Here is a 20862-nt window from a genome sequence, read left to right as displayed (position 1 = left end):
CTGCCTTTTCATTCAACCGTTACATAAGCCGCTATTTTCTGGTACAATTCAGGCGTTATGAGCACGATCTGCTGCAATTCTTCCTGTGAATGAAAAATACCATGTTGCTGCCGGTACTGCACAATCGCATTGGCAATGTTCCAGCGGATGTACGGATGCTGTTTTAGGGTATTGGCATCGGCCGTATTGATATTGATCTTTTGCAAGGCAACGGGCGCGCACTGCAGGCGTGGTCTTATTAATTGAAAGGTAGAATCGGGTAATCCAAACGTCTCCCCTACCTGTTGAACCGAAACAAACCCGCCCAGCTTTGTACGGAAATTGACGATGCGGCTGGCCAGCCTGCTTCCAATGCCGGGCAGGGCAATAAAAGCAGTGGTATCGGCCTGGTTTATATCAATGATAACCGGCGGGGCCTTTACATATTTCACCCGTGGCCTTGCCGCATACACAAAAGGCGACGGGGCAGCAATCTTTATAAAAGGCGCCAACCGGTCAAAATCAGTTTTCCTCAAACCATACATTCGTTGCAGATCGGCAGGCTTTCTGAACTGTCCGCCTTTGGCTTTATAATGTTGTATGGTGCCGATCATACGGTCGTTGAGACCCAACTTCTTCCAACCTGCCGCATCCAACGTATTGGGATCAAAGGGGAAAAGCGCTGTCACGGCCGGTTCCCGCCCTGGTTTATAATAACCTTCTTTAAAAGCGGGTTGTTGTGAGCGGGATCCTGCCACATGGCGGAACTGGTCGTCGGCCGCCTGTTCATGCTGAGCCTGCTGCAAGCGGATGGCCTCCACCCGTATTTCAGGTTGAGGATCAGGAGTATCGAAAAAATAAGGGCCCATAATACCGGCCGCAATTAACCCCAACAGCATTAGTATGCCGGCGCGTTCCTTTTTCGTGAAGGCGAAATAATCTTTCCAGTTGCTTTCCATTAGCAAGAATTGAGCTTTATCAACTTTTCAACTTCTTACTACGAATCATTGCCTTTCACTAAGGGTTTATTAGAATCTTTTCAAAAGGTGGGAAAAAAACACTTACTTTTTTATGCCTAAATATAAGTATTTGATTCAATCCACGTTACACATATATCCTTATCTGTACCCTTTAAACAATAACCCGTATGAAAATTCAACAACTGCAGTACTACGATAAGGCATGGAAAATTTACGTGCACGCCGACGAATTCGACCGCATGCAATGCCAGTTGGTGCTGGTATTTGGCGAACCGTCGCTGATCACCGACACGGCTGTTTTTAATTACCTGGAACGCAGCTATCCCGAAGCGCACATTATTCTTTCTTCTACTTCGGGCGAAATTATTCATACCGATGTTTTTGACAATAGTGTTGTAGTTACCGCCATCCAATTTGACAATACCACTATCCATTGTGCCGAAACCACTATCAATCGCCACCAAAACAGTTATGATGCCGGTCAGTACCTGATGCAGCAGCTGCAACAAAACGACCTCAGCGCCGCCTTTATCATTTCTGATGGCACAAATATCAATGGCAGTGAACTGGTTGCCGGTTTTAATACAACCAATACGAACAGCGTTCCCGTTACGGGCGGACTGGCAGGCGATGGTTCGCGCTTTACAAAAACTTTTGTGGGATTAAATCAATTGCCTGCCGAAGGGGTCATTGTAGCTATTGGTTTTTATGGCCGGCAGTTACAGGTAGGCCATGGGTCATTTGGCGGTTGGGATGAATTTGGGCCGCCCCGCACCATTACCCGCTCTGATAAAAATATCTTACACGAAATAGATGGCAAAAATGCCTTCGAACTTTATCAGGCTTACCTGGGACCTTATAAAAAAGAATTGCCAGGTTCGGCCATGCTTTTTCCTTTAGCGGTTAAAGAACCGGGTGCCGATAAAGCAGTGGTTAGAACCATTTTGTCGATCAATGAACAGGAACGTTTCATGGTGTTTGCGGGAAATATGCCTGAAGGCAGCCAGGTGCGTTTGATGAAGGCCAGTTTTAATAAACTGATCGATGGATCGTCCCGCGCAGCGCAGCATACTGTTAATGAAACGATCGCCAAACCCGATTTGGCGATACTGATCAGTTGTATTGGCCGCAAACTGATCTTGCGCGACAGAACCGAAGAAGAAGTACATGCCGTAAATGAAATTTTTGGAACGGCCACCTGTACCACAGGTTTTTATTCATATGGGGAAATATCGCCTTTACAAACCGGCAGCCTTCCCTTACTGCATAATCAAACCATGACCATTACCACATTTACGGAAATTTAATCCAAGCAAGCCCTTATGCAGTACCATAAATTATTGGAGAAGCAGATTGAGAAAACCCTGGGCGGCCAGCATAAGTTTGACCCCGTCATTCAACAGTTTTTAAAGCTGGTTGATCAGTCGTATAAGAATTTTGAGAACGAGCAGCAACTGACCGAGCACGCTTTTCTTGTAAGTGAAAAAGAATACCAGGACATATTGCATACCCTGCAGCTGCAGAATAATATATACAGCCAGTCGGTAAAAAAATTAAAGGATGCCATCATTGCACACGATCCGCAGGCTGCCGCCATTATAGATAAGGAAGACAATATACTGATCAACATAAAGGCCTGGCTCGAAAAACAGATCCAGAAAAGAAAGGAAACTGAAGCCGAGCTCATCAGGGCAAAAGAACAGGCCGAAGACGGCGCCCGTGCGAAAAGCGATTTTCTGTCGGTGATGAGCCATGAAATACGCACCCCACTCAATGCCATCATTGGCATTGCGCATTTGTTGTTGCAGGACCAACTATTGCCCAGCCAGCTCGAAAACCTGAAAGCATTGAACATTTCGGCCGAAAACCTGCTCCGCCTTATCAACGATATCCTTGACTTTGGAAAAATAGAAGAAGGAAAAATTGTACTGGCCGAAAAGAACACCAGCTTACAACAGCTTGCTGAAAATATAAAAACAGCTCACCACATAAGAGCCGCAGAAAGGGGCAACACCATCAATATGATCGTTGACGAGGCATTGCCTAAATATGTGCTGGCCGATGAAGTGAGGTTGGGACAAATATTACATAACCTGCTGTCGAATGCCGTTAAATTCACCCGCAACGGTGTAATAACCTTGCAAATGGCATTACAAAAAGCAACGGCCGATGAAGCAACCGTTTACTTTTCAGTAACCGATACCGGTGTTGGTATTGAAAAAGAAAAACAGTTGTTGATATTCGACCGGTTCACCCAGGCCAATGTTGATATTGCCCGCGAATTTGGCGGCTCGGGCCTTGGGCTGGCCATCGTTAAACGGCTGGCGGCGCTTTATAACAGTGATATATATTTGAATAGTGAGGTGGGCCACGGTTCAACCTTTTTCTTCACCATAACTTTTAAAAAAGGAAAACAGGAACCACAGCAGCAACAAGCCTTTGCCGGAAAAAATGATCTGTCGGGAATTAAGGTGTTACTGGTTGAAGATGTTGAATTCAATATTATGGTAGCAAAGAAAATGATCACCAACTGGAATGGCGCTGTTGACATTGCCGAAAACGGGGCCATCGCCATTAATAAAGTGCGGCAAACCGAATATGATATTGTGCTGATGGACCTGCAAATGCCGGTAATGGATGGGTATAATGCCACGCAACACATCAGGAATTTTAATGACGCTATTCCCATCATTGCATTGACCGCTTCTGCCTCGGCGGATATTTTACAAAGAACCCGCGAGTTTGGCATGACGGATTACCTCGCGAAACCTTTTAAACCAGGTGAATTGTATGAGATGATCTCAAAGTATAGCAGGAAGGCGTAGGCAACTCACACTTTTATCACCAGGCCATCATACGCCAGGTTGATGCCGTTAGGCAATTCGGCTTCCACATCGGCATGGCGGCCCATTTGATGGCTCATATGGGTAAGGTAACATTGCTGTACCTGTAAGCCCTTGGCTACTTCAATGGCTTCACCCAGGGAATAATGTGAAATATGTTTTTCTTTCCGCAGGGCATTTAATACCAGCACTTCGGTGCCTTTTATTTTTTCCAGTTCGCTTTCTTCAATGTGGTTGGCGTCGGTGATATAAGTAAACCGGCCGAACCGGAAACCCAGTACCGGCATTTTTAAATGCCAAACCATGACAGGGGTTACGGGAATATCGCCAGCCATAAAAGGTTCCAACCCAATTGTATTTAACTGAATATCGGGAACACCGGGATATTTTGATTCATAAAAAGCATAAGGGAATTCGCGAATGATCACTTCCTGGGTGGGCTCGCTGGCAAACACCTGCATGGGCTGTTGCGAAAAGAAGTTAAAGGCCCGAACATCATCGAGTCCGGCCACGTGGTCTTTATGCGAATGGGTGAAAACAATAGCGTCTAAATGCTTTACACGGGCCCGCAGCATCTGGTAACGAAAATCGGGCCCCGAATCAACCACAAGCGTGGTGTTTTGCGATTGCACCATAATGCTGGAACGAAGCCGGTTGTCTTTTTTATCGGGCGAAGTACAAACCGGACAATCACAGGCGATCATTGGTACACCGGCACTGGTACCGGTTCCTAAAAATGTAATGGTTAATGAAGGATAGCTCACGCGGTAAAAATACAGCTTATCTCTTACTTCTGGCCTTCCGCTGCCTGCACTAATGCATGCCTTTCCAGCACATCGTTATACGTTTTACGTACTTCCGGGCTGAATATTTCGGGATCTACATTCAGCTGGGGAATAAGATCAATGAGGGTGCTTATACGGCCCTCGAGCTGGAGGAATTTATTTAATACTACTACTTTCTTTTGTTCCAAAATACAGTATCCGCTTTGAAAATTACCCCGTTCATAGCGTAGCACATATTCCGCCTCATCGAGAATCGCTTCAATTTTATCTAATGTTGCCTGCGTAAATTTCATAGTCTGGATGTAAATGACTTTAAATGTTTCGCAAAGTTACTATTCACAATTTTAGTGCTTGAAATCAAGCCCACAACTTTTCCACACAAAACAGCGCAAAACGTTGAGAATTACGCCTCCGCGCCCAAAAAACGGCAAAAAAGGCCTAAAATGGGAGCCAAAAGTGTCATTATTATCATTTAAGCAACTATCGCGCCCTTCTTCCTGCTGCTATTACTTATTGGTCATCTTGATCACCGGCACAATCATCTCTTCTAAACTAACGCCGCCATGCTGAAAAGTGTTGCGATAATAGTTCACATAATAATTGTAATTATTGGGGTAACACAGGTACATATCTTCCCGGGCAAAAATGAACGATGAATTCACTGTTGGAACCGGCAAACCAGCCTCCCTGGGATCGCGGAAAGCCAGTACATCGCGGGGTTCATAATTGAGGTTGCGGCCATGTTTATACCGCAGGTTGGTGGTAGTTTGTTTGTCGCCGATCACTTTGGCGGGTGTTTTAACACGCACCGTACCATGATCAGTAGCCAGTATGAGGTTGAGTTTTTTATCGGCCACCTTTTTCAATGCCTGGTGCAGGGGCGAATGCTCGAACCAGCTGCGGGTAACGCTGCGATAGCTGGTTTCGTCGCCGGCCAGCTCTTTTAGTACTTCCATTTCGGTACGTGCATGGCTCAGCATATCTACAAAATTGTACACGATAATATTCAGATCGTTCCCCATCAGGTTATGAATATTGTTCACGAGGTCCTGCCCGGCCTGGTTGTTCAGGATCTTTGTATAGGAGAATTTGATATCATCGCGCCGCTGCCGTTTCAAAAACCCGCGGAAAAACTCTTCTTCATGTAAATTCTTTCCACCTTCTTCATCATCATTTTTCCATTGCTGGGGAAAATGTTTTTCAATATCAACCGGTAGCAATCCACTGAAGATGGCATTGCGTGCGTATTGTGTGGCCGTGGGCAATATGCTGTAAAAACTGTCTTCTTCGAGTATACGAAAACTTTCTGCAAAGATGGGTGAAATGGCCCGCCACTGGTCAAAGCGCAGGTTATCGATCAACACAAAAAAAGTAGGCGTTCCCTTTTCAATATGTGGCAGCACTTTGTATTTAATAAGGTTGTGCGACATTACCGGCGCATCGGCACTTTTGGGATTTACCCAGCGTGCATAATTCTTTGAAACGAATTTAAAGAACTCGGTATTGGCCTCGTTCTTTTGCGTTTGGAACACTTCCTGCATTTCGGGACTGTCGCTTTTTTCCATTTCCAGTTCCCAGTACACCAGTTTTTTATAAAGATCCATCCACTCGTTGTAATCGGGACTGCTGTTCAGTGCCATAAACAAATTGCGGAATTGTTGCTGATAAGCAGTGGTGGTTTTTTCGGCTACCAGGCTTTTTTTATCAATGATCTTTTTAAGGCTCAGCAACACCTGATTGGGGTTAACCGGTTTAATGAGGTAATCGGTTATCTGGCTGCCGATGGCATCGTCCATCAGGTTCTCCGTTTCATTTTTGGTGATCATTACCACCGGTATCTGCGAATTGATCTCTTTTATTTTGGAGAGGGTTTCCAGTCCGGTTATACCGGGCATGGTTTCATCGAGCAACACCACATCGAGTGGGTTTTCTTTTACAAAATCAACGGCATCAAAACCGTTCGTGAGCGCGGTTACTTCGTAGCCTTTATTTTGTAAAAAAAGTATCTGTGATTGTAAACTTTCAATTTCATCGTCGACCCAGAGTATTTTACCTAATGGCATGTATAGTTATTTATATGTATGCTAAGTTTTAAGTTCTCACTTGCCTGTGCCGGGCATCTGCTTCCGGCACCAATCTAACCAAATTTAATTTATCCCCGCAGGCTTTGTACTTTTGCCCGCTGCTTTTGGCAGCAATTTTAACAAAATAGCAGGCAGCGAATGACAAACCGCATCAGAAAGATCATCAATGACCCCGTTTACGGTTTTATTACCATTGACGATCCGCTAGTTTTTCAGGTAATCGCGCATCCCTGGTACCAGCGTTTGCGACGCGTTCATCAAATGGCTTTTGCCCACCTGGTGTATCCGGGCGCGGTGCATACCCGCCTTCATCACTCACTGGGCGCCTATCACCTTATGTGCAATGCGTTGAACGAGCTGAAAAATAAAGGAGTGGATATTACTCCTGAAGAAGAAACGGCTGCTAAAATTGCGATCCTTTTACACGATATAGGCCATGGTCCTTTTTCACATGCCCTTGAAAATGTACTGATCAACAATACGCATCATGAAACCATCAGTATTTTGATCATGCGTGTACTCAACGAACAAATGAAGGGTCAGTTGTGTAAAGCCATTGACATTTTTACCAATAATTATACCAAGCCATTCCTTCACCAGCTCATCAGCGGCCAGCTCGATGTTGACCGCATGGATTACCTCACCCGCGACAGCTTTTATACCGGCGTATCGGAAGGCGTTATCGGGTACGATCGCATTTTAAAGATGCTGGCCGTAAAGGATGGCGATCTTATGGTAGAAGAAAAAGGCATTTACAGCATAGAAAAATTCCTGGTGGCCCGGCGGCTTATGTACTGGCAGGTTTATTTGCACAAAACGGTACTTGGCGCCGAAAAAACACTGGTAAAGATCATCGAACGCGCCAAAGAACTAATTAAACAGGGGCAACAGGTGCAGGCAGCCTCGCTGACTTTTGATTTCTTTTTAAAAAGCGCTACCGGCACCGCGTTTATAGAGCAACATCTCGATAAATTTTGCCTGCTCGACGATTTTGACGTTTTGGCTACCATAAAAAACTGGATATTTCATGCCGACACAGTGCTTAGCACTTTATGCCGTTGCCTTATTGAACGCCGTTTACTAAAAGTTAAATTGCAGGCCGAACCGTTTGATCAGGAATGGATAAAAACACAGCGGAATAACATTTGCCACCATTTGAACATAAAAGATGCGGATTGCGATTATTTAATTTTCACGGGGGAAGCAGAAAACACCACCTACGACCCCAGCGAAGAACGCATCACTATTTTATTTAAGAATGGAACAGTGAAAGATATATCAAAAGTTGATAATGCATTGATCCATCAGGCATTAGCAAGCCCTGTGAAAAAATATTACATTTGTTACTACAATTGTTAAACAGATATGTTGATCGGTATGTTAACTCCTGTATCATAGCTTTCAAAACATATTACAGTTTTTTCAATATGCAGTAGCTTTGACAAATTTTATTATTATTTTGATCTCTATAACAGATTGAATACTATTCTATGCAATTTACCGCAGCACAAATAGCTATGATCATCAATGGCAAAGTAGAGGGAAACCCTGATGCGTTGGTGCATTCCTTTGGAAAAATTGAAGAAGCCCAACCCGGTCAGCTCTCTTTTTTGGCCAACCCCAAATACGAAGAATACCTGTACCGTACAAAAGCTTCGCTGGTTATCATCAATGATTCACAGGAACTGAAAGAACCTGTGGGTGCAACATTGATAAGGGTAGCCGATGCGTATTCAGCTTTTGCCACGTTGCTTACAAAATACCAGGAAATGGCTACCCAAAAATTAACGGGTATCCAGGAACCGGCCTATATCAGTAAATCGGCCAAATATGGCCAGCAGGTTTTTATCGGCGCTTTTTCCTATCTCGGTGAAAACGTGGTGTTGGGAAATAATGTGAAGATATTCCCGAACGTATTCCTCGGCGATAATGTAACGATCGACGATAATACCATTGTACATCCCGGTGTAAAGATCTATCATGGTTGTGTGATCGGTAAAAATGTTACCATACATGCCGGCACAGTGATCGGCAGCGATGGTTTTGGTTTTGCCCCCCAGGCCGATGGCAGCTTTAAAAAAGTTCCGCAGATCGGGAATGTGGTGGTAGAAAGTTTTGTTGAGATCGGCGCCAACGCCACCATCGACCGCGCCACCATTGGTTCTACCGTAATAAAATCAGGCGCCAAACTTGATAACCTGATTCAGGTAGCCCATAATGTTGAAGTAGGAAATAATACCGTAATAGCCGCACAGGCCGGGGTTAGTGGAAGTACCAAGATCGGGAATAATGTAATGATCGGCGGGCAGGCCGGCATTGTAGGCCATATTCAAATTGCCGATGGCAGTAAAATCAATGCGCAAAGCGGAGTGAGCAAATCAATAAAAACACCCAATGCAGCTGTAACCGGCAGCCCCGCATTCGAATACACCAGCGCACTGCGCAGTCAGGCTGTTAGCCGCAAACTGCCCGATCTGGAAAAAAGAATTAAAGAATTGGAACAGTTGGTGAAGCAGTTGATGACTGAGAAGATATCTTAACGAAAAGAATTACAAGGTGAGCCGCTGCGCCCGCTGGTGAAGCGGCTCACTTTTTTGATTAAAAGATGCAAGGGTTAGCCATTTGCCAACTGGCGAATGCCCACCCCTAAAATGAATGGGTTGATGGTTCTTACACCGCCAACCCATTTTTGTTTACAACCAATTGCCCTTCTTCCACCCCGGCCCTCCCGCTGAGGGGGGTGGCTCTCCAGCTTCGCCTTCGGCGACCGGGGTGGAAGCGGAGATAAAAATTTTTGTCTTGCGACTTATTTCTTTGTTGTTGCCGCCGGTAAAGTTTTCAGGAAATTATAGATCGCCTTCAGGTCATTATCACTCATTCGCTTAAACGAATTCCAGGGCATGTGGCTGTATGGGATTGTTTTTCCCATTTTAAACCGGTTAATAAAATCCTGTTGCGACCAGCCGTATATACGCCCCGGTGTGTTGGGGTTAATATTGGGCGATACCAGCGTAGGAATGCCCGGTTCTTCAAACTTTAAACCACCGGCAAATGGCTCGCCAATAAAAGCGCCCGTCATCATATCGCGATTGGTATGGCAACCCACGCAATTGGCTACACTGTTGGCCAGGTATTTTCCATACACAGCCGTTGAATCTCTCGGTATTGATTTGGGCACTTCGCCTGTGGGCCCCACTGGTTTTATCATAAATGCATTGATCACGCGGCCCAGCATGGTTACTGAATGATCGGGCACGGGGTTGCGAACCGGTTTTGAGGTGCGTAAAAATGAGATAACGGCTGTGAGGTCTTCATCACTCATGTTATGAAAAGGCATAAAATCAATGACCGCTGTGCCGTTAGGCCGCACACCATACCGTAACACGCGGGCTATTTCACCATCGGTATACCTGCCAATGCCCACAACAGGATCGGAGGTTATATTGCGCACATAAAAGTTTCCAAGCGGCAGTTCGAATACACGGCCACCACTCAACGCCGGTTCCTGTCCCAGTTTAAACACCGAGTCGGCATTGCCGGCATAATGACAATCGGCACAATGGGCAGGGCCATAGGCGATCTCTTTACCATGAGCAATAACAGCACTGTCGGTTGAAGCAGTGATAGCCGGGTAAGGCGCATTGAACTGCAGGTTCTGGCGGCTGGCAACAACAATCGCTAAAATCAGTATTAATGACAATACAGTAATACCGGTCCATTTTAAGATCTTACGTATCATGATGATTTTTTTCAGGGTTCAACAAAACTATAGTGGCGGCAAGGCTGCGCATATGGGAGCATACATGAATTGAGAAAACCCTTATATGAGTTGATCAAAAAATTGATTACAGCCCATTGCCCACGCTAATGTGCGTTTGCAGGCTTATTAAAGCTGTGATAATAAGGTCACTAGGCTTACGGTACCGGTTAAACCTTACAGCGTTTCCGGTAAAAACCGGCTATGGGAACAACTATTTTGCAGCTGTACGATATGTAGGTCATTTTCAAACCTTTTCGTCTTTGCGGAATCCCTATCTTTGCGCATTCTTTATAAAAAATAGAATGAATAATAACTTTAATCCAGATAAACAACATACCCTGCAATCGGCTGCAAGTATTTCCGGTACCGGTTTACATACAGGCATTAATGTGGATATGACCCTGAAGCCAGCCAACCCTGGTTTTGGTTTTCAGTTTCAACGCATTGACCTGCCCGGACAACCGGTTATCAAGGCTGATTGCGATCTGGTTACCGATACTTCACGCGGCACAACCCTGCAGGAAGGCGAGACTAAAGTTTGCACAGTGGAGCATATTCTGGCAGCGCTGGTGGGTATGGGCGTTGATAATTGCCTTATTGAGCTGAACGGGCCCGAAATTCCTATCGCAGACGGAAGCAGCGCCCCCTTTGTTGAGATCATTGAAGAAGCCGGCGTACTGGAGCAGGATGCGGCCAAGGTCTGGTACAGCATTGATACCAACATTACCCATTACGATGAAAAGAAAAGGGTTGAAATGACAGCCCTTCCTTCAACAGATTATAAGATCACCACCCTTATTGATTTTAACAGTCCGGTGTTGGGCACCCAGCATGCAGGTTTAAAGACCATGCGCGATTTCAAGGATGAAATTGCCTCCTGCCGTACTTTTTGTTTCCTGCATGAGCTGGAAATGTTGCTGGAACACAATCTTATCAAGGGCGGCGATATCAACAATGCCATCGTGATAGTTGACAAGCCTGTTACCAAGGAAGAAATGGACCGGCTGGCCAAGGTATTCAACCGCAAGAACATTGAAGTAAAGAACGAAGGGTACCTCAACAACCTGGAACTGCGTTTTCCGAATGAACCGGCCCGTCATAAAACCCTGGATGTGGTGGGCGATCTGGCGCTCATCGGGTACCCCATCAAGGCCCATATCATTGCCAACCGGCCGGGCCACAGTACCAATGTTGACTTTGCTCGTAAGATCAAGCAATACATAAAGAGAAACAAGCATGTAAAGGATGTACCGGTGTATGATCCCAATTTGCCACCGGTATTCACACTGCAGCAGATCGAGAAAACCCTGCCACACCGGTATCCGTTCCTGTTGGTTGATAAGATCATAGAATTGACCGACAAACACATTGTAGGTATTAAGAATGTGACTTACAATGAGCCATTTTTTACAGGCCATTTTCCCGGCAATCCGGTAATGCCCGGCGTATTGCAGGTAGAGGCCCTGGCCCAAACCGGTGGAATTCTTTGTATCAATGCATTACCGCCCGGAGAGTACGATACATACTTTTTGAAGATCGATAATTGTAAATTCAAGCAAAAAGTTGTTCCCGGAGATACTATGATCCTGAAAATGGAGTTAATCTCCCCGATACGGCGTGGTATTTGCGAAATGCGAGGAACGGTGTATGTAGGCAACAAAATTGCCACTGAAGCCGACCTCATGGCGCAGGTAGTAAAACGGTAAATAAATAATTGGTTATTATACCTGAAAAGGATAATGAGCAATAAAATATATCAGGCCGTAGGGGTATATTGAACTAGTTTTGTCTATTTTAGCAGATTAATTAACATCAAACGTCAATCCATCCATAAACACAGTTCAGGTGACGATCACCAGCAAAACCCCACCGGGGATGGGATGTCTGTAACGCCTATGAATGAATATCCTGCTACAACCCTTAAGAATGTAAACAAAATGATTCATCCGCATACATATATTCATCCCAATGCCAAGTTAGCCACAAATGTGAAAGTTGATCCTTTTTCTGTGATTCACCAGAATGTAGAAATAGGCGAAGGCACCTGGGTGGGAAGCAACGTAACGATCATGGAAGGCGCCCGCATCGGCAAAAACTGCCGTATTTTCCCGGGCGCTGTAATTTCAGCCATGCCTCAGGACCTCAAATTTGAGGGTGAAGATACCATTACAGAAATTGGTGATAATACTACCATTCGTGAGTTTGTAACAATTCACCGGGGTACCAAGGACAGGTGGAAGACCAAGATCGGCAAAAATTGTATGATCATGGCCTACAGCCACGTTGCCCACGACTGTATCATCGGCAGCAACGTGATCCTCAGCAACAACTCGCAGGTGGCTGGTCACGTGATCCTCGGCGATTGGGCTATTTTAGGTGGAATGTGCGCCGTGCACCAATTCACCAAGGTAGGGCAGCATGCTTTTATAAGCGGCGGCTCATTAGTAGGTAAAGATATTCCTCCCTATATAAAAGCTGGCCGTCAGCCACTGAGCTATGCCGGTGTAAACTCTGTAGGGTTAAAAAGACGTGGATTCACTATCGATAAGATCAATCATATTCTCGATATCTATCGCGTAATTTATAATAAAGGGTTAAACACCAGCCAGGCGCTCGAGTACCTGGAAGAAGAGTTTCCCGCTACCGACGAACGCGATGAAATTGTAACCTTTATTCGCGAAAGCGGCCGCGGCATCATTAAACGCTATTCAAAAAATAGTGTGGATGAAGATATCGCTGATTAATGCCGGTAAACGCTTTAACCGCGACTGGATCTTTCGAAAAATTACCCAGGAATTTATTTCAGGCGCTGCCTATGCTATTACCGGTCCCAATGGGTCCGGTAAATCTACTTTATTACAGGTAATAGGCGGGGCCATGATGATGAGCGAGGGAAACGTGCAATATGAGGTTGGAACCCAAAAGACCGAAGTGCACGTTGACCAGGCATTCAAATATATCTCCATAGCAGCTCCTTATCTTGAACTGATTGAAGAAATGACCCTGCATGAATTCCTGCAGTTCCATAAACAGTTCAAGCCTTTTTTGCCTCATTACGACATTCCGGAAATTATAAACGCCATTGGTTTACAGGCAGCCGCCCAAAAACAGATCCGGTTCTACTCAAGTGGGATGAAGCAACGGGTAAAACTGGCGCAGGCCATTTTCAGCGATGTGCCCTGTGTGTTGCTCGATGAACCCTGTACCAACCTCGATGCAGCCGGCATAGCACTCTATCATAAACTGATAAACGATCATTGCAATGACCGCCTGGTGATCGTAAGCTCGAATGATGAACAGGAGTATTCGTTCTGTAAGGAGAAAATAAGCATCGCAGATTTTAAAAAATCGTGAATCGCTCGCGATTTTTGAGATTAAGCTGCAGCTTTGCACCGCTGTAATTTCATTGCCGTTTGCCGCCTTATCTCTTCTGAATATACACGTGATTGCCTATTCCAAAATGAGCCTTGTCTTTGGGGTAGAAATAAAACGCCCGGCGCATGGTAGTGCCATTATTAAACCGAAGCTCAATGGAATACCCGTTCAGGGCATAAGCGCCGGCTTCGTCTTTTTTAGAATAAGCAGAAGTAGCAATGCTGTAATCGGTATAATTGGTTCCAACCCCTACCCCCGTGAGGGCAAAGCGGCCGAACGTATTAAATAAAATATTCTTTGATGAAACTGTCATTACATTGCCGCCTATTGCCGTATTACCTGCTCCGGAAATACTGGTAAACGCCCCTTCAATTTTTTCGTTACCTGCTGCCGGCCGGGCCCAAAACCAGTTCTTCTCCCATCTTTCGGTCTTATTTCTGGCGGGCCAGTTAACCGTGATGGCGCCACCGCTTAACTTCCAGGTGCCCCATTTTTTTGGTTCCCGTTGTTTTGAAAGGGCTACATCAAATTCATAGGGGCTCACCACCGGATTGCTGTACAGGCTGCCATCATTCAATAACAAATAAGGCATATACTCGCTTTCAACAGCGCCTCCTACCCCATAGCTATACTCAAGGTTTATAACAACTCCCTTTATTTCTGTGGCTTTTAATCCTTTTACCGGCCCTGTGCCAGTTTCGGTGATGGTGCGTGGTGTGGGCACTTTTTCGGTAACGCTGGGTGGTGTTACCGGCGCAGGGGCAGTATTTTTGACTACATCAGTAAGCCCGGTGGGGTCAAACGCCCCTTCCTGCTTTGCCAGTTTTCCAAAATGCATGGCGGCCGATTTCATGCAATTAGTATAATAGGTGATATCAGGTGAGCTGAACAGTTTGGCCAGCCGGTACTGCTGGTTGTTTGTGCGGTAAGCCATGTAAGCTACATACCACATATGACCGCTTTTATCAGTTACTTTACCCGAATAAGACGACAGCGTGCTGTAGCTGATATTTTTCTTGTCTTTACTTTTTGGAAGGGAAAATCCCGACAGGCGCATATTCTTCTCTATAGAACCGCTAAACCAATCGTCGAAGGTTTTTCCTTCGGCCTTTTCAAGCGGCATTACTTCGTAGGAGAATTCTTTATTTTCATCACTGAAAACAGCGGTAGGCTTAAAAACAAAACGCCCTCTGTTTTCCTCCATCCTCCAGCCCAGCATTGGCTGAACCGAGGAAGACTGTGCAAAAACAGTGGGAATACCCAAACCCATGATCAGGACTAAAACCAGGAGCGTATTTTTCATAGTAGGTTATTTACAGGGAATGGTCAGTCAATTTTCGGGCCACAGAAAAGAAAGAAGGTTTACGCAGCCTAAATCTTTTTCACATGTTCAAAACTTTTCCATAGAAATGTTTTAAACATGTATATGCGCCTGTAAATAACCGCAAAAAAAGCAGGCACAGGATAAGCTCCTGTGCCTGATGCAAAATAAGATATGTTTATACCGAAAGAGAACGGTTAATTGCTGGTGGTGCTGGCTTCGGCATACTGCTTCGGACTATACACCGAATTGCCCACGCCAAAGTGCGTTTTACCCTGCAGGTAAAAATAGAATATGCGGCGGATAACGGTACCGTTATTAAAGTGCAGCTCAATAGAGTAATCATTGAGCGTATAGGTACCGGCTTCATTCTTTTTATTGAACTCAGAAGAAGGCACAGCTGCGTTACTGTTATTGTCGCTGCCTGTAATAGTGAATTGTCCTGAATTGTTGAAAGCAATGTATTTGGAGGTAGTTGCCTTCTCGTAGCTTTTCAGGCCATCGTTATCGATGCCGTTTACCGTCATGAACGAACCGTCGAGCTTTTCTTCTTTCTGCGAAGGTGTTGCCCAAAACCAGTTCTTGAACCATTTTTCTGTTTCATTGCGGGCTGTCCACTCAACCATGAAAGAGTTGTTCTTCAATTTCCAGGTACCCCATTTTTTAGGCTCTTTCTGTTTCGACTGCTCAACATCGAGGCTGTATGGGCTTATTACCGGTTCACTGTAAATTGAACCATCATTTAAAACCAGGTAAGGTTTATAAATGCGCACCATTTTACCATCGCTGGTAGTGTTATATTCAAGATGAATGAGAATACCATTTATTTCCTGTGATTTCAACCCTCTTTCAGGAATGGGTTCGCTTTGTACAGCAACAGGAGCGGCCTTTACCTCCTGACGGGTATGCGTGGGAGTTGCCCGGGTAAGCTTACCGGCAGCTGCTGCAGATGCATCCAGTTTTTCGAGCTGGCCAATATGATCGGCTACAGGACGCATATACGTTGAATAATATTTTACATCGGGGGAGCTCATTACGCGGGCCATGCGATTTTCGCCATTGCCTACCTGATAACCGATATAGGTTACATACCAGGCTTTGCCTTTTTTATCAGTAAGCTCAGATGAGTAGGAGAAAATAGTTTGATTGGTAGAAATGTTTCTTTTACCTGAAGATGCAGGTAATGTAAACCCCGATTCCTTGATATCTTTATCAATAGCGCCGCCAAACCATTCGTCAACCGACTGCCCATCAATTTTTACAACAGGCATTATTTCATATATAAATTCTTTGGTATCACCGGGTACTTTCGGTTTCAGTGTATAACTGCCGCTTTTTTCATCCAGATCCCAACCTGATATGGGGGGAACGGTTTGGGCAAAAGAAGTGATTTCATTAATCAGTAAGCAGAGTACTGCTAACAAATAGGGCCTTGTCTTCATAACAGGTATTTGATTCCAATTAGCAACTTTGGGGCCATAGAAAACGTGAAAAACGTTTATTTATTACGGGAATCTACGTTTTCTTGTTAATGTGGCGGCAATTGTTAATTGGGGAATGCGCAAAAATAATAGGAAACTCGTTAAAGTCAAATGTCTGACGCACTAATTAACGTAAATAATAAAGTTTTAGTGTTGCACCCACAATTAACACGCACATTACCAGTATAGCATATACTAATAATATTATTGTTACCTGAAATGAAAAATAATTATGTATTACATGCAACCTTTAACGCTGACTTGCGATCAGCAGGTTGAGGTCTGTGTATTTTAAATCGAAGCGTTGGCTTAAATGAAAATTGGTGAGGGCGCCTTTGAACAGGTATATCCCACTGCGCAGGTGCACTTTGTGCCATACGAGGTTTTCAAAACCACCTTCTTCACCTGCTTCAAGCAATAAAGGCATCAATACATTACTAATAGCCTGTGAAGCGGTTCGTGCAAATCCTGATGGAATATTAGGCACACAATAGTGGATCACTCCGTACTTCATAAAGATCGGTTGTTCATGACTGGTGATCTCGGATGTTTCAAAACAACCTCCGCGGTCGATACTAACATCAATGATCACACTTCCAGGTCGCATATTGCTTACCATTTCTTCGGTTACAACAACAGGCGAGCGGCCGCTGGGCGAACCCAGTGCGCCTACAGCCACTTCACAGGTCTTTAATTGTTTGGCCAGTATTCGGGGCTCCATTACTGAGGTCCACATACGTTGACCGATATTATTTTGCAACCGCTTCAGGCGGTATACACTATTGTCGAATACTTTTACCGAAGCACCCAGGGCCAATGCAGCACGGGCAGCAAACTCGCCCACAATACCTGCCCCCAGAATAATTACCTTGGTAGGCGGAATACCCGAAATACCACCCAGCAACACGCCTTTGCCATGGTTGGCCGAACTGAGGTATTGCGCAGCAATAAGCATTACCGCACTGCCGGCAATTTCGCTCATACTGCGAACAATGGGTAAACTGTCGCTATCGTCTTTGAGGTTTTCGAACGAGATGGCCGTAATGCGCTTTTCCATCATCTTTTGCAGGAATTCAGCCTTCATAGCCGATAAATGGATGGGCGAAATGATGACCTGGTTAAATTGCAGATGAGGCAGGTCGTCTTCAACCACCGGGGCGCTTTTTACCAGAATGGGCGCTTTATATACAGCCGCTTTATCATATACTATTTTGGCGCCGGCTTCACTATAGTCGCGATCACGGAAATGGGCCGCCTCGCCGGCATTGTGCTCAATGACCACATTATGTCCATTACTTACCAACACCCCCACTGCTTCCGGGGTAAGCGCAATGCGGTTTTCCTGGAAAGCTGTTTCCTTGGGTATGCCAATGTGCAACTCGGCCCCTTTGGGTTTAATATCCAAAGTTTCCTGCAATGTTTCATAACTAAAAGAAGTGCTGATGATCGGCTTTTGCTGGGACATGTGAGCAGTAAATGATTTTACCCCCATTATTGGGGCCACAAGTTACAAATTTAATCGGAAGTCGGTGTTTTTGAAGTAGGAAGCTCGCTTCCTGCCTCCCGCCTTACCCGTTCAACACGTGAATAATTCTTGTTTGCGGGTCAACCACCCTGATCTCTACCCGGGCCGCGTCCTCGGGCAAAATCGCTTCTGCACGGCCAGGCCATTCTACCAGGCAAATATCGCCCGAGTACAGGCAGTCCTCGACCCCCGTTCGGATAGCTTCTTCCTCATCTTTCAGCCGGTACAGGTCAATATGAAACAGCCTGCCGCCCGGGTATATATATTCATTAATTATAGAAAAAGTGGGGCTGCCCACCGTGCTGGTGACCCCTTTTTCATCGCACAGGGCATGAATGAGGGTAGTTTTGCCCGCCCCCATATCACCATAAAAGGCAATGACCTTACGCCCATCAATAAGTTCCCAAAACCGGCGTGCAGTTTGCCTGATGTTATCCAAAGTACATTGCAATTGCATAGATCGCAAAGATAACACCCGGGCCCGAAAGACAGATTTAAGTTAAAATTGCAACCCGGTGGACATATTATTGCTTTTATGCCGGGATCATTTACCCATAGAGCGGTAAATTTGCAAACACTCAACCCCATGGATTGAAACATGAATAAAGTGAATTGGAAAGTAGATGGCATGACCTGTTCAAATTGTGCGCTGACCGTTCAGCAGTACCTCACCCATGAGGGTATGGAAAATGTGAAAGTTAACCTGATGGGGGGCGAAGTGAGCTTTGACATCGATGGCAAAAACGAACAACAGCTCATCAAAGGCATAGAATCGCTGGGTTATACCGTTCAAAACGAAGACATCCCAGGCGCCCCAAAGCGCAAAAAGTTATTGGCCAACCATAAACAACGCTTCTTATTCTGCCTGGCATTCACCCTGCCGCTGATGTTGCATATGTTCGACAAATGGGTGCACTTTCACTGGCTCATGAACCCCTGGCTACAATTGGGCCTTTGTTTCCCTGTTTATGTAGTAGGTATGAACTTTTTCGGGCGCAGTGCCATTAAAAGCATTCGCAACCGCATGCCTAATATGAACGTACTGGTTGCAATTGGCGCATCTGCGGCATTTATATATAGCCTTACCGGCGCCTTGCTGAACCTAGGCCCGCAATATCTTTTTTTTGAGACCACAGCCTCTATCATCACCCTGGTATTTCTGGGCAATTTTCTGGAAGATGCCTCTATTCAATCAACCCAGCGGGCATTGAACAGCCTGGCCAAATCGCAAAAAGTGATGGCCAATATGATCGCTTTTGACGAACACCACCAGGAAATAATTTTCCCCATAGAAAATACCCAGCTGCGCAGTGGTGATCTTATTCTCATTAAAAGCGGCGAACAGGTTCCTGCCGACTGCAAAATATTATCGGGCGAAGCCACCGTTAACGAAGCCATTATCACGGGGGAAAGTTTGCCTATTACCAAAAAAGGGAAAGACAAACTGATCGGCGGCAGCATCATCATCGATGGCATTATAAAAGCCCAGGTTACGGCCGAAGCAAAGGACTCCGTGCTGTCGAATATTATTAATTTGGTAAAACAGGCGCAAAGCGAAAAACCACCCGTACAGCAGCTGGCCGATAAGATCAGTGCCATATTTGTTCCGGTTGTGCTGGGTATTGCCGTAGTTGCCTTTATTGTGAATTACCTGGTGTTGCACGACTTTACCGGGGCGCTAATGCGCAGCATAGCCATTCTGGTTATTGCCTGTCCATGCGCTATGGGACTGGCCACCCCCGCCGCCATTGCTGTTGGCCTGGGCCGGGCTGCCAAAAACGGGGTTTTGTTCCGGAATGCCAAAAGCCTGGAACTTTTCAGGACCATTAAGCAGGTGGTGTTTGATAAAACAGGCACCCTCACAACGGGCCGGTTCGAGCTGGCCAATTACGAAGTGGTTGGGGAGCATATGGATGCCGATGAATTCAAACACATTGCCTTTTCGCTGGAAAAATATTCAAACCATCCCATTGCACAGTGCATAACCAATAGCTGGAAACGAAAAGATGCCATTCGCTGGGCTACAATAGAAGAGAAAAAAGGCTCAGGCATGATTGCCACTACCGCCTCGGGCGACAGTTATGTAGCCGGTTCATTCGAGATGGCCATAGCATTAACTACCGACGATACGCATAATGTATATATTCTGAAAAACGGGCAGTTGCTGGGCTGGATAGACGTAAAGGATGAAGTACGACCCGAAGCCATTACTATTGTACAATACCTGCGTCACCGCAACCTGCGCACTATTTTATTAAGCGGCGACCGGCATATCAAATGCAAGCAGCTGGCTAATTTACTGGGCATCGATGAAGTGATCGCAGAAAAAAAGCCTGAAGAAAAGCTTGCCGTTATTGAAGACCTCACCCTGCAGGGCCCAACTGCCATGGTGGGCGATGGCATCAATGATGCACCCGCGCTGGCAAAAGCCACCATTGGAATTTCATTGAGCGAAGCTTCACAGATCGCTGTACAAACAGCCGATGTGGTATTGATGAACAGCGGCATCAAAAACCTTCCGCTTGCGTTGGGCCTGGGCCGTCATACTTTTGTTACCATCAGACAAAATCTTTTCTGGGCATTTATCTATAATATCATTGCAATTCCTATTGCCGCGTTTGGATTGCTCACTCCCACTTTTGGTGCATTGGTAATGGGGTTGAGTGATGTGGTGCTGGCGATAAATTCGGTGCGGTTGTTCGTTAAGAAAGTAGCGTAACCGGCTAACA

General features: G+C 45.5%; 17 protein-coding genes. 8 read left to right on the top strand and 9 right to left on the bottom strand.

All coding sequences use genetic code 11. From position 1 onward, the window contains the following. Positions 1–8: 8 nt before the first annotated feature. Positions 9–938 (bottom strand): helix-hairpin-helix domain-containing protein, encoded by a 930-nt coding sequence (locus A3860_RS24555; RefSeq protein ID WP_081150982.1) that lies wholly within the window; start codon positions 936–938, stop codon positions 9–11. 188 nt (positions 939–1126) lie between these two features. Between A3860_RS24555 and A3860_RS24550 the strand changes: the two genes are divergently transcribed. Further along, complete coding sequence (locus A3860_RS24550; protein ID WP_216823502.1) at positions 1127–2266, top strand: FIST signal transduction protein; 1140 nt, start codon at positions 1127–1129, stop codon at positions 2264–2266. A 15-nt stretch (positions 2267–2281) separates the two neighbouring features. Beyond that, positions 2282–3784, top strand: coding sequence for a response regulator (locus A3860_RS24545; RefSeq protein WP_081150980.1), 1503 nt, complete (start codon positions 2282–2284; stop codon positions 3782–3784). A gap of 5 nt (positions 3785–3789) precedes the next feature. Here A3860_RS24545 and A3860_RS24540 read toward each other — a convergent pair whose 3' ends face one another. From A3860_RS24540 to porX, 3 genes are all read right to left on the bottom strand, one after another. After that, positions 3790–4566 (bottom strand): MBL fold metallo-hydrolase, encoded by a 777-nt coding sequence (locus tag A3860_RS24540; RefSeq protein ID WP_081150978.1) that lies wholly within the window; start codon positions 4564–4566, stop codon positions 3790–3792. A 23-nt stretch (positions 4567–4589) separates the two neighbouring features. Continuing rightward, complete coding sequence (locus tag A3860_RS24535; protein WP_081150976.1) at positions 4590–4880, bottom strand: hypothetical protein; 291 nt, start codon at positions 4878–4880, stop codon at positions 4590–4592. Between the two features lie 213 nt (positions 4881–5093). Beyond that, positions 5094–6650, bottom strand: a complete 1557-nt coding sequence (gene porX, locus A3860_RS24530; RefSeq protein ID WP_081150974.1) for a T9SS response regulator signal transducer PorX — start codon at positions 6648–6650, stop codon at positions 5094–5096. A 159-nt stretch (positions 6651–6809) separates the two neighbouring features. On the opposite strand from porX, the gene A3860_RS24525 reads away from it, so the two are divergent. Both A3860_RS24525 and lpxD read left to right on the top strand, forming a co-directional pair. Beyond that, on the top strand, positions 6810–8030 hold the full coding sequence (locus A3860_RS24525; RefSeq protein WP_081150972.1) for an HD domain-containing protein: 1221 nt from the start codon (positions 6810–6812) through the stop codon (positions 8028–8030). 131 nt (positions 8031–8161) lie between these two features. Further along, positions 8162–9211 (top strand): UDP-3-O-(3-hydroxymyristoyl)glucosamine N-acyltransferase, encoded by a 1050-nt coding sequence (gene lpxD / locus A3860_RS24520; RefSeq protein WP_081150970.1) that lies wholly within the window; start codon positions 8162–8164, stop codon positions 9209–9211. Positions 9212–9477: 266 nt separating this feature from the next. On the opposite strand, the gene A3860_RS24515 is transcribed toward lpxD, so the two are convergent. Further along, positions 9478–10410: a c-type cytochrome gene (locus tag A3860_RS24515; RefSeq protein WP_081150968.1), complete on the bottom strand. Its 933-nt coding sequence runs from the start codon at positions 10408–10410 to the stop codon at positions 9478–9480. Positions 10411–10733: 323 nt separating this feature from the next. Between A3860_RS24515 and A3860_RS24510 the strand changes: the two genes are divergently transcribed. The 3 genes from A3860_RS24510 (at position 10734) to A3860_RS24500 (ending at position 13785) form a co-directional block, all read left to right on the top strand. Beyond that, positions 10734–12137 carry a bifunctional UDP-3-O-[3-hydroxymyristoyl] N-acetylglucosamine deacetylase/3-hydroxyacyl-ACP dehydratase gene (locus tag A3860_RS24510; RefSeq protein ID WP_081150966.1) on the top strand — a complete coding sequence of 468 codons (1404 nt, stop codon included), beginning with the start codon at positions 10734–10736 and terminating at the stop codon, positions 12135–12137. Positions 12138–12311: 174 nt separating this feature from the next. After that, positions 12312–13175 (top strand): acyl-ACP--UDP-N-acetylglucosamine O-acyltransferase, encoded by an 864-nt coding sequence (gene lpxA / locus A3860_RS24505; RefSeq protein ID WP_245843611.1) that lies wholly within the window; start codon positions 12312–12314, stop codon positions 13173–13175. Beyond that, positions 13156–13785, top strand: a complete 630-nt coding sequence (locus A3860_RS24500; RefSeq protein ID WP_081150965.1) for an ABC transporter ATP-binding protein — start codon at positions 13156–13158, stop codon at positions 13783–13785. Before lpxA ends, A3860_RS24500 begins: the two co-directional genes overlap by 20 nt. A gap of 67 nt (positions 13786–13852) precedes the next feature. Here the strand turns inward: A3860_RS24500 and A3860_RS24495 are convergent, their stop codons facing one another. The 4 genes from A3860_RS24495 to tsaE form a co-directional block, all read right to left on the bottom strand. Next, on the bottom strand, positions 13853–15109 hold the full coding sequence (locus A3860_RS24495; RefSeq protein ID WP_081150963.1) for a hypothetical protein: 1257 nt from the start codon (positions 15107–15109) through the stop codon (positions 13853–13855). A gap of 215 nt (positions 15110–15324) precedes the next feature. Continuing rightward, positions 15325–16569 (bottom strand): hypothetical protein, encoded by a 1245-nt coding sequence (locus tag A3860_RS24490; RefSeq protein ID WP_081150961.1) that lies wholly within the window; start codon positions 16567–16569, stop codon positions 15325–15327. Between the two features lie 289 nt (positions 16570–16858). Next, on the bottom strand, positions 16859–18073 hold the full coding sequence (locus A3860_RS24485) for an alanine dehydrogenase (protein WP_081150960.1): 1215 nt from the start codon (positions 18071–18073) through the stop codon (positions 16859–16861). Positions 18074–18176: 103 nt separating this feature from the next. Continuing rightward, positions 18177–18590, bottom strand: coding sequence for a tRNA (adenosine(37)-N6)-threonylcarbamoyltransferase complex ATPase subunit type 1 TsaE (tsaE, locus tag A3860_RS24480; protein WP_081150958.1), 414 nt, complete (start codon positions 18588–18590; stop codon positions 18177–18179). Between the two features lie 141 nt (positions 18591–18731). Between tsaE and A3860_RS24475 the strand changes: the two genes are divergently transcribed. Beyond that, a complete protein-coding gene (locus tag A3860_RS24475; RefSeq protein WP_081150956.1) occupies positions 18732–20852 on the top strand; it encodes a heavy metal translocating P-type ATPase in 2121 nt (706 codons plus the stop codon). The last annotated feature ends 10 nt before the right edge of the window (positions 20853–20862 follow it).

This window comes from Niastella vici, from assembly GCF_002077945.1.
Classification (GTDB): Bacteria; Bacteroidota; Bacteroidia; order Chitinophagales; family Chitinophagaceae; genus Niastella; species Niastella vici.
Note: the sequence above shows the minus strand (reverse complement) of the source record. Positions and strands in the feature narration are given on the sequence as shown.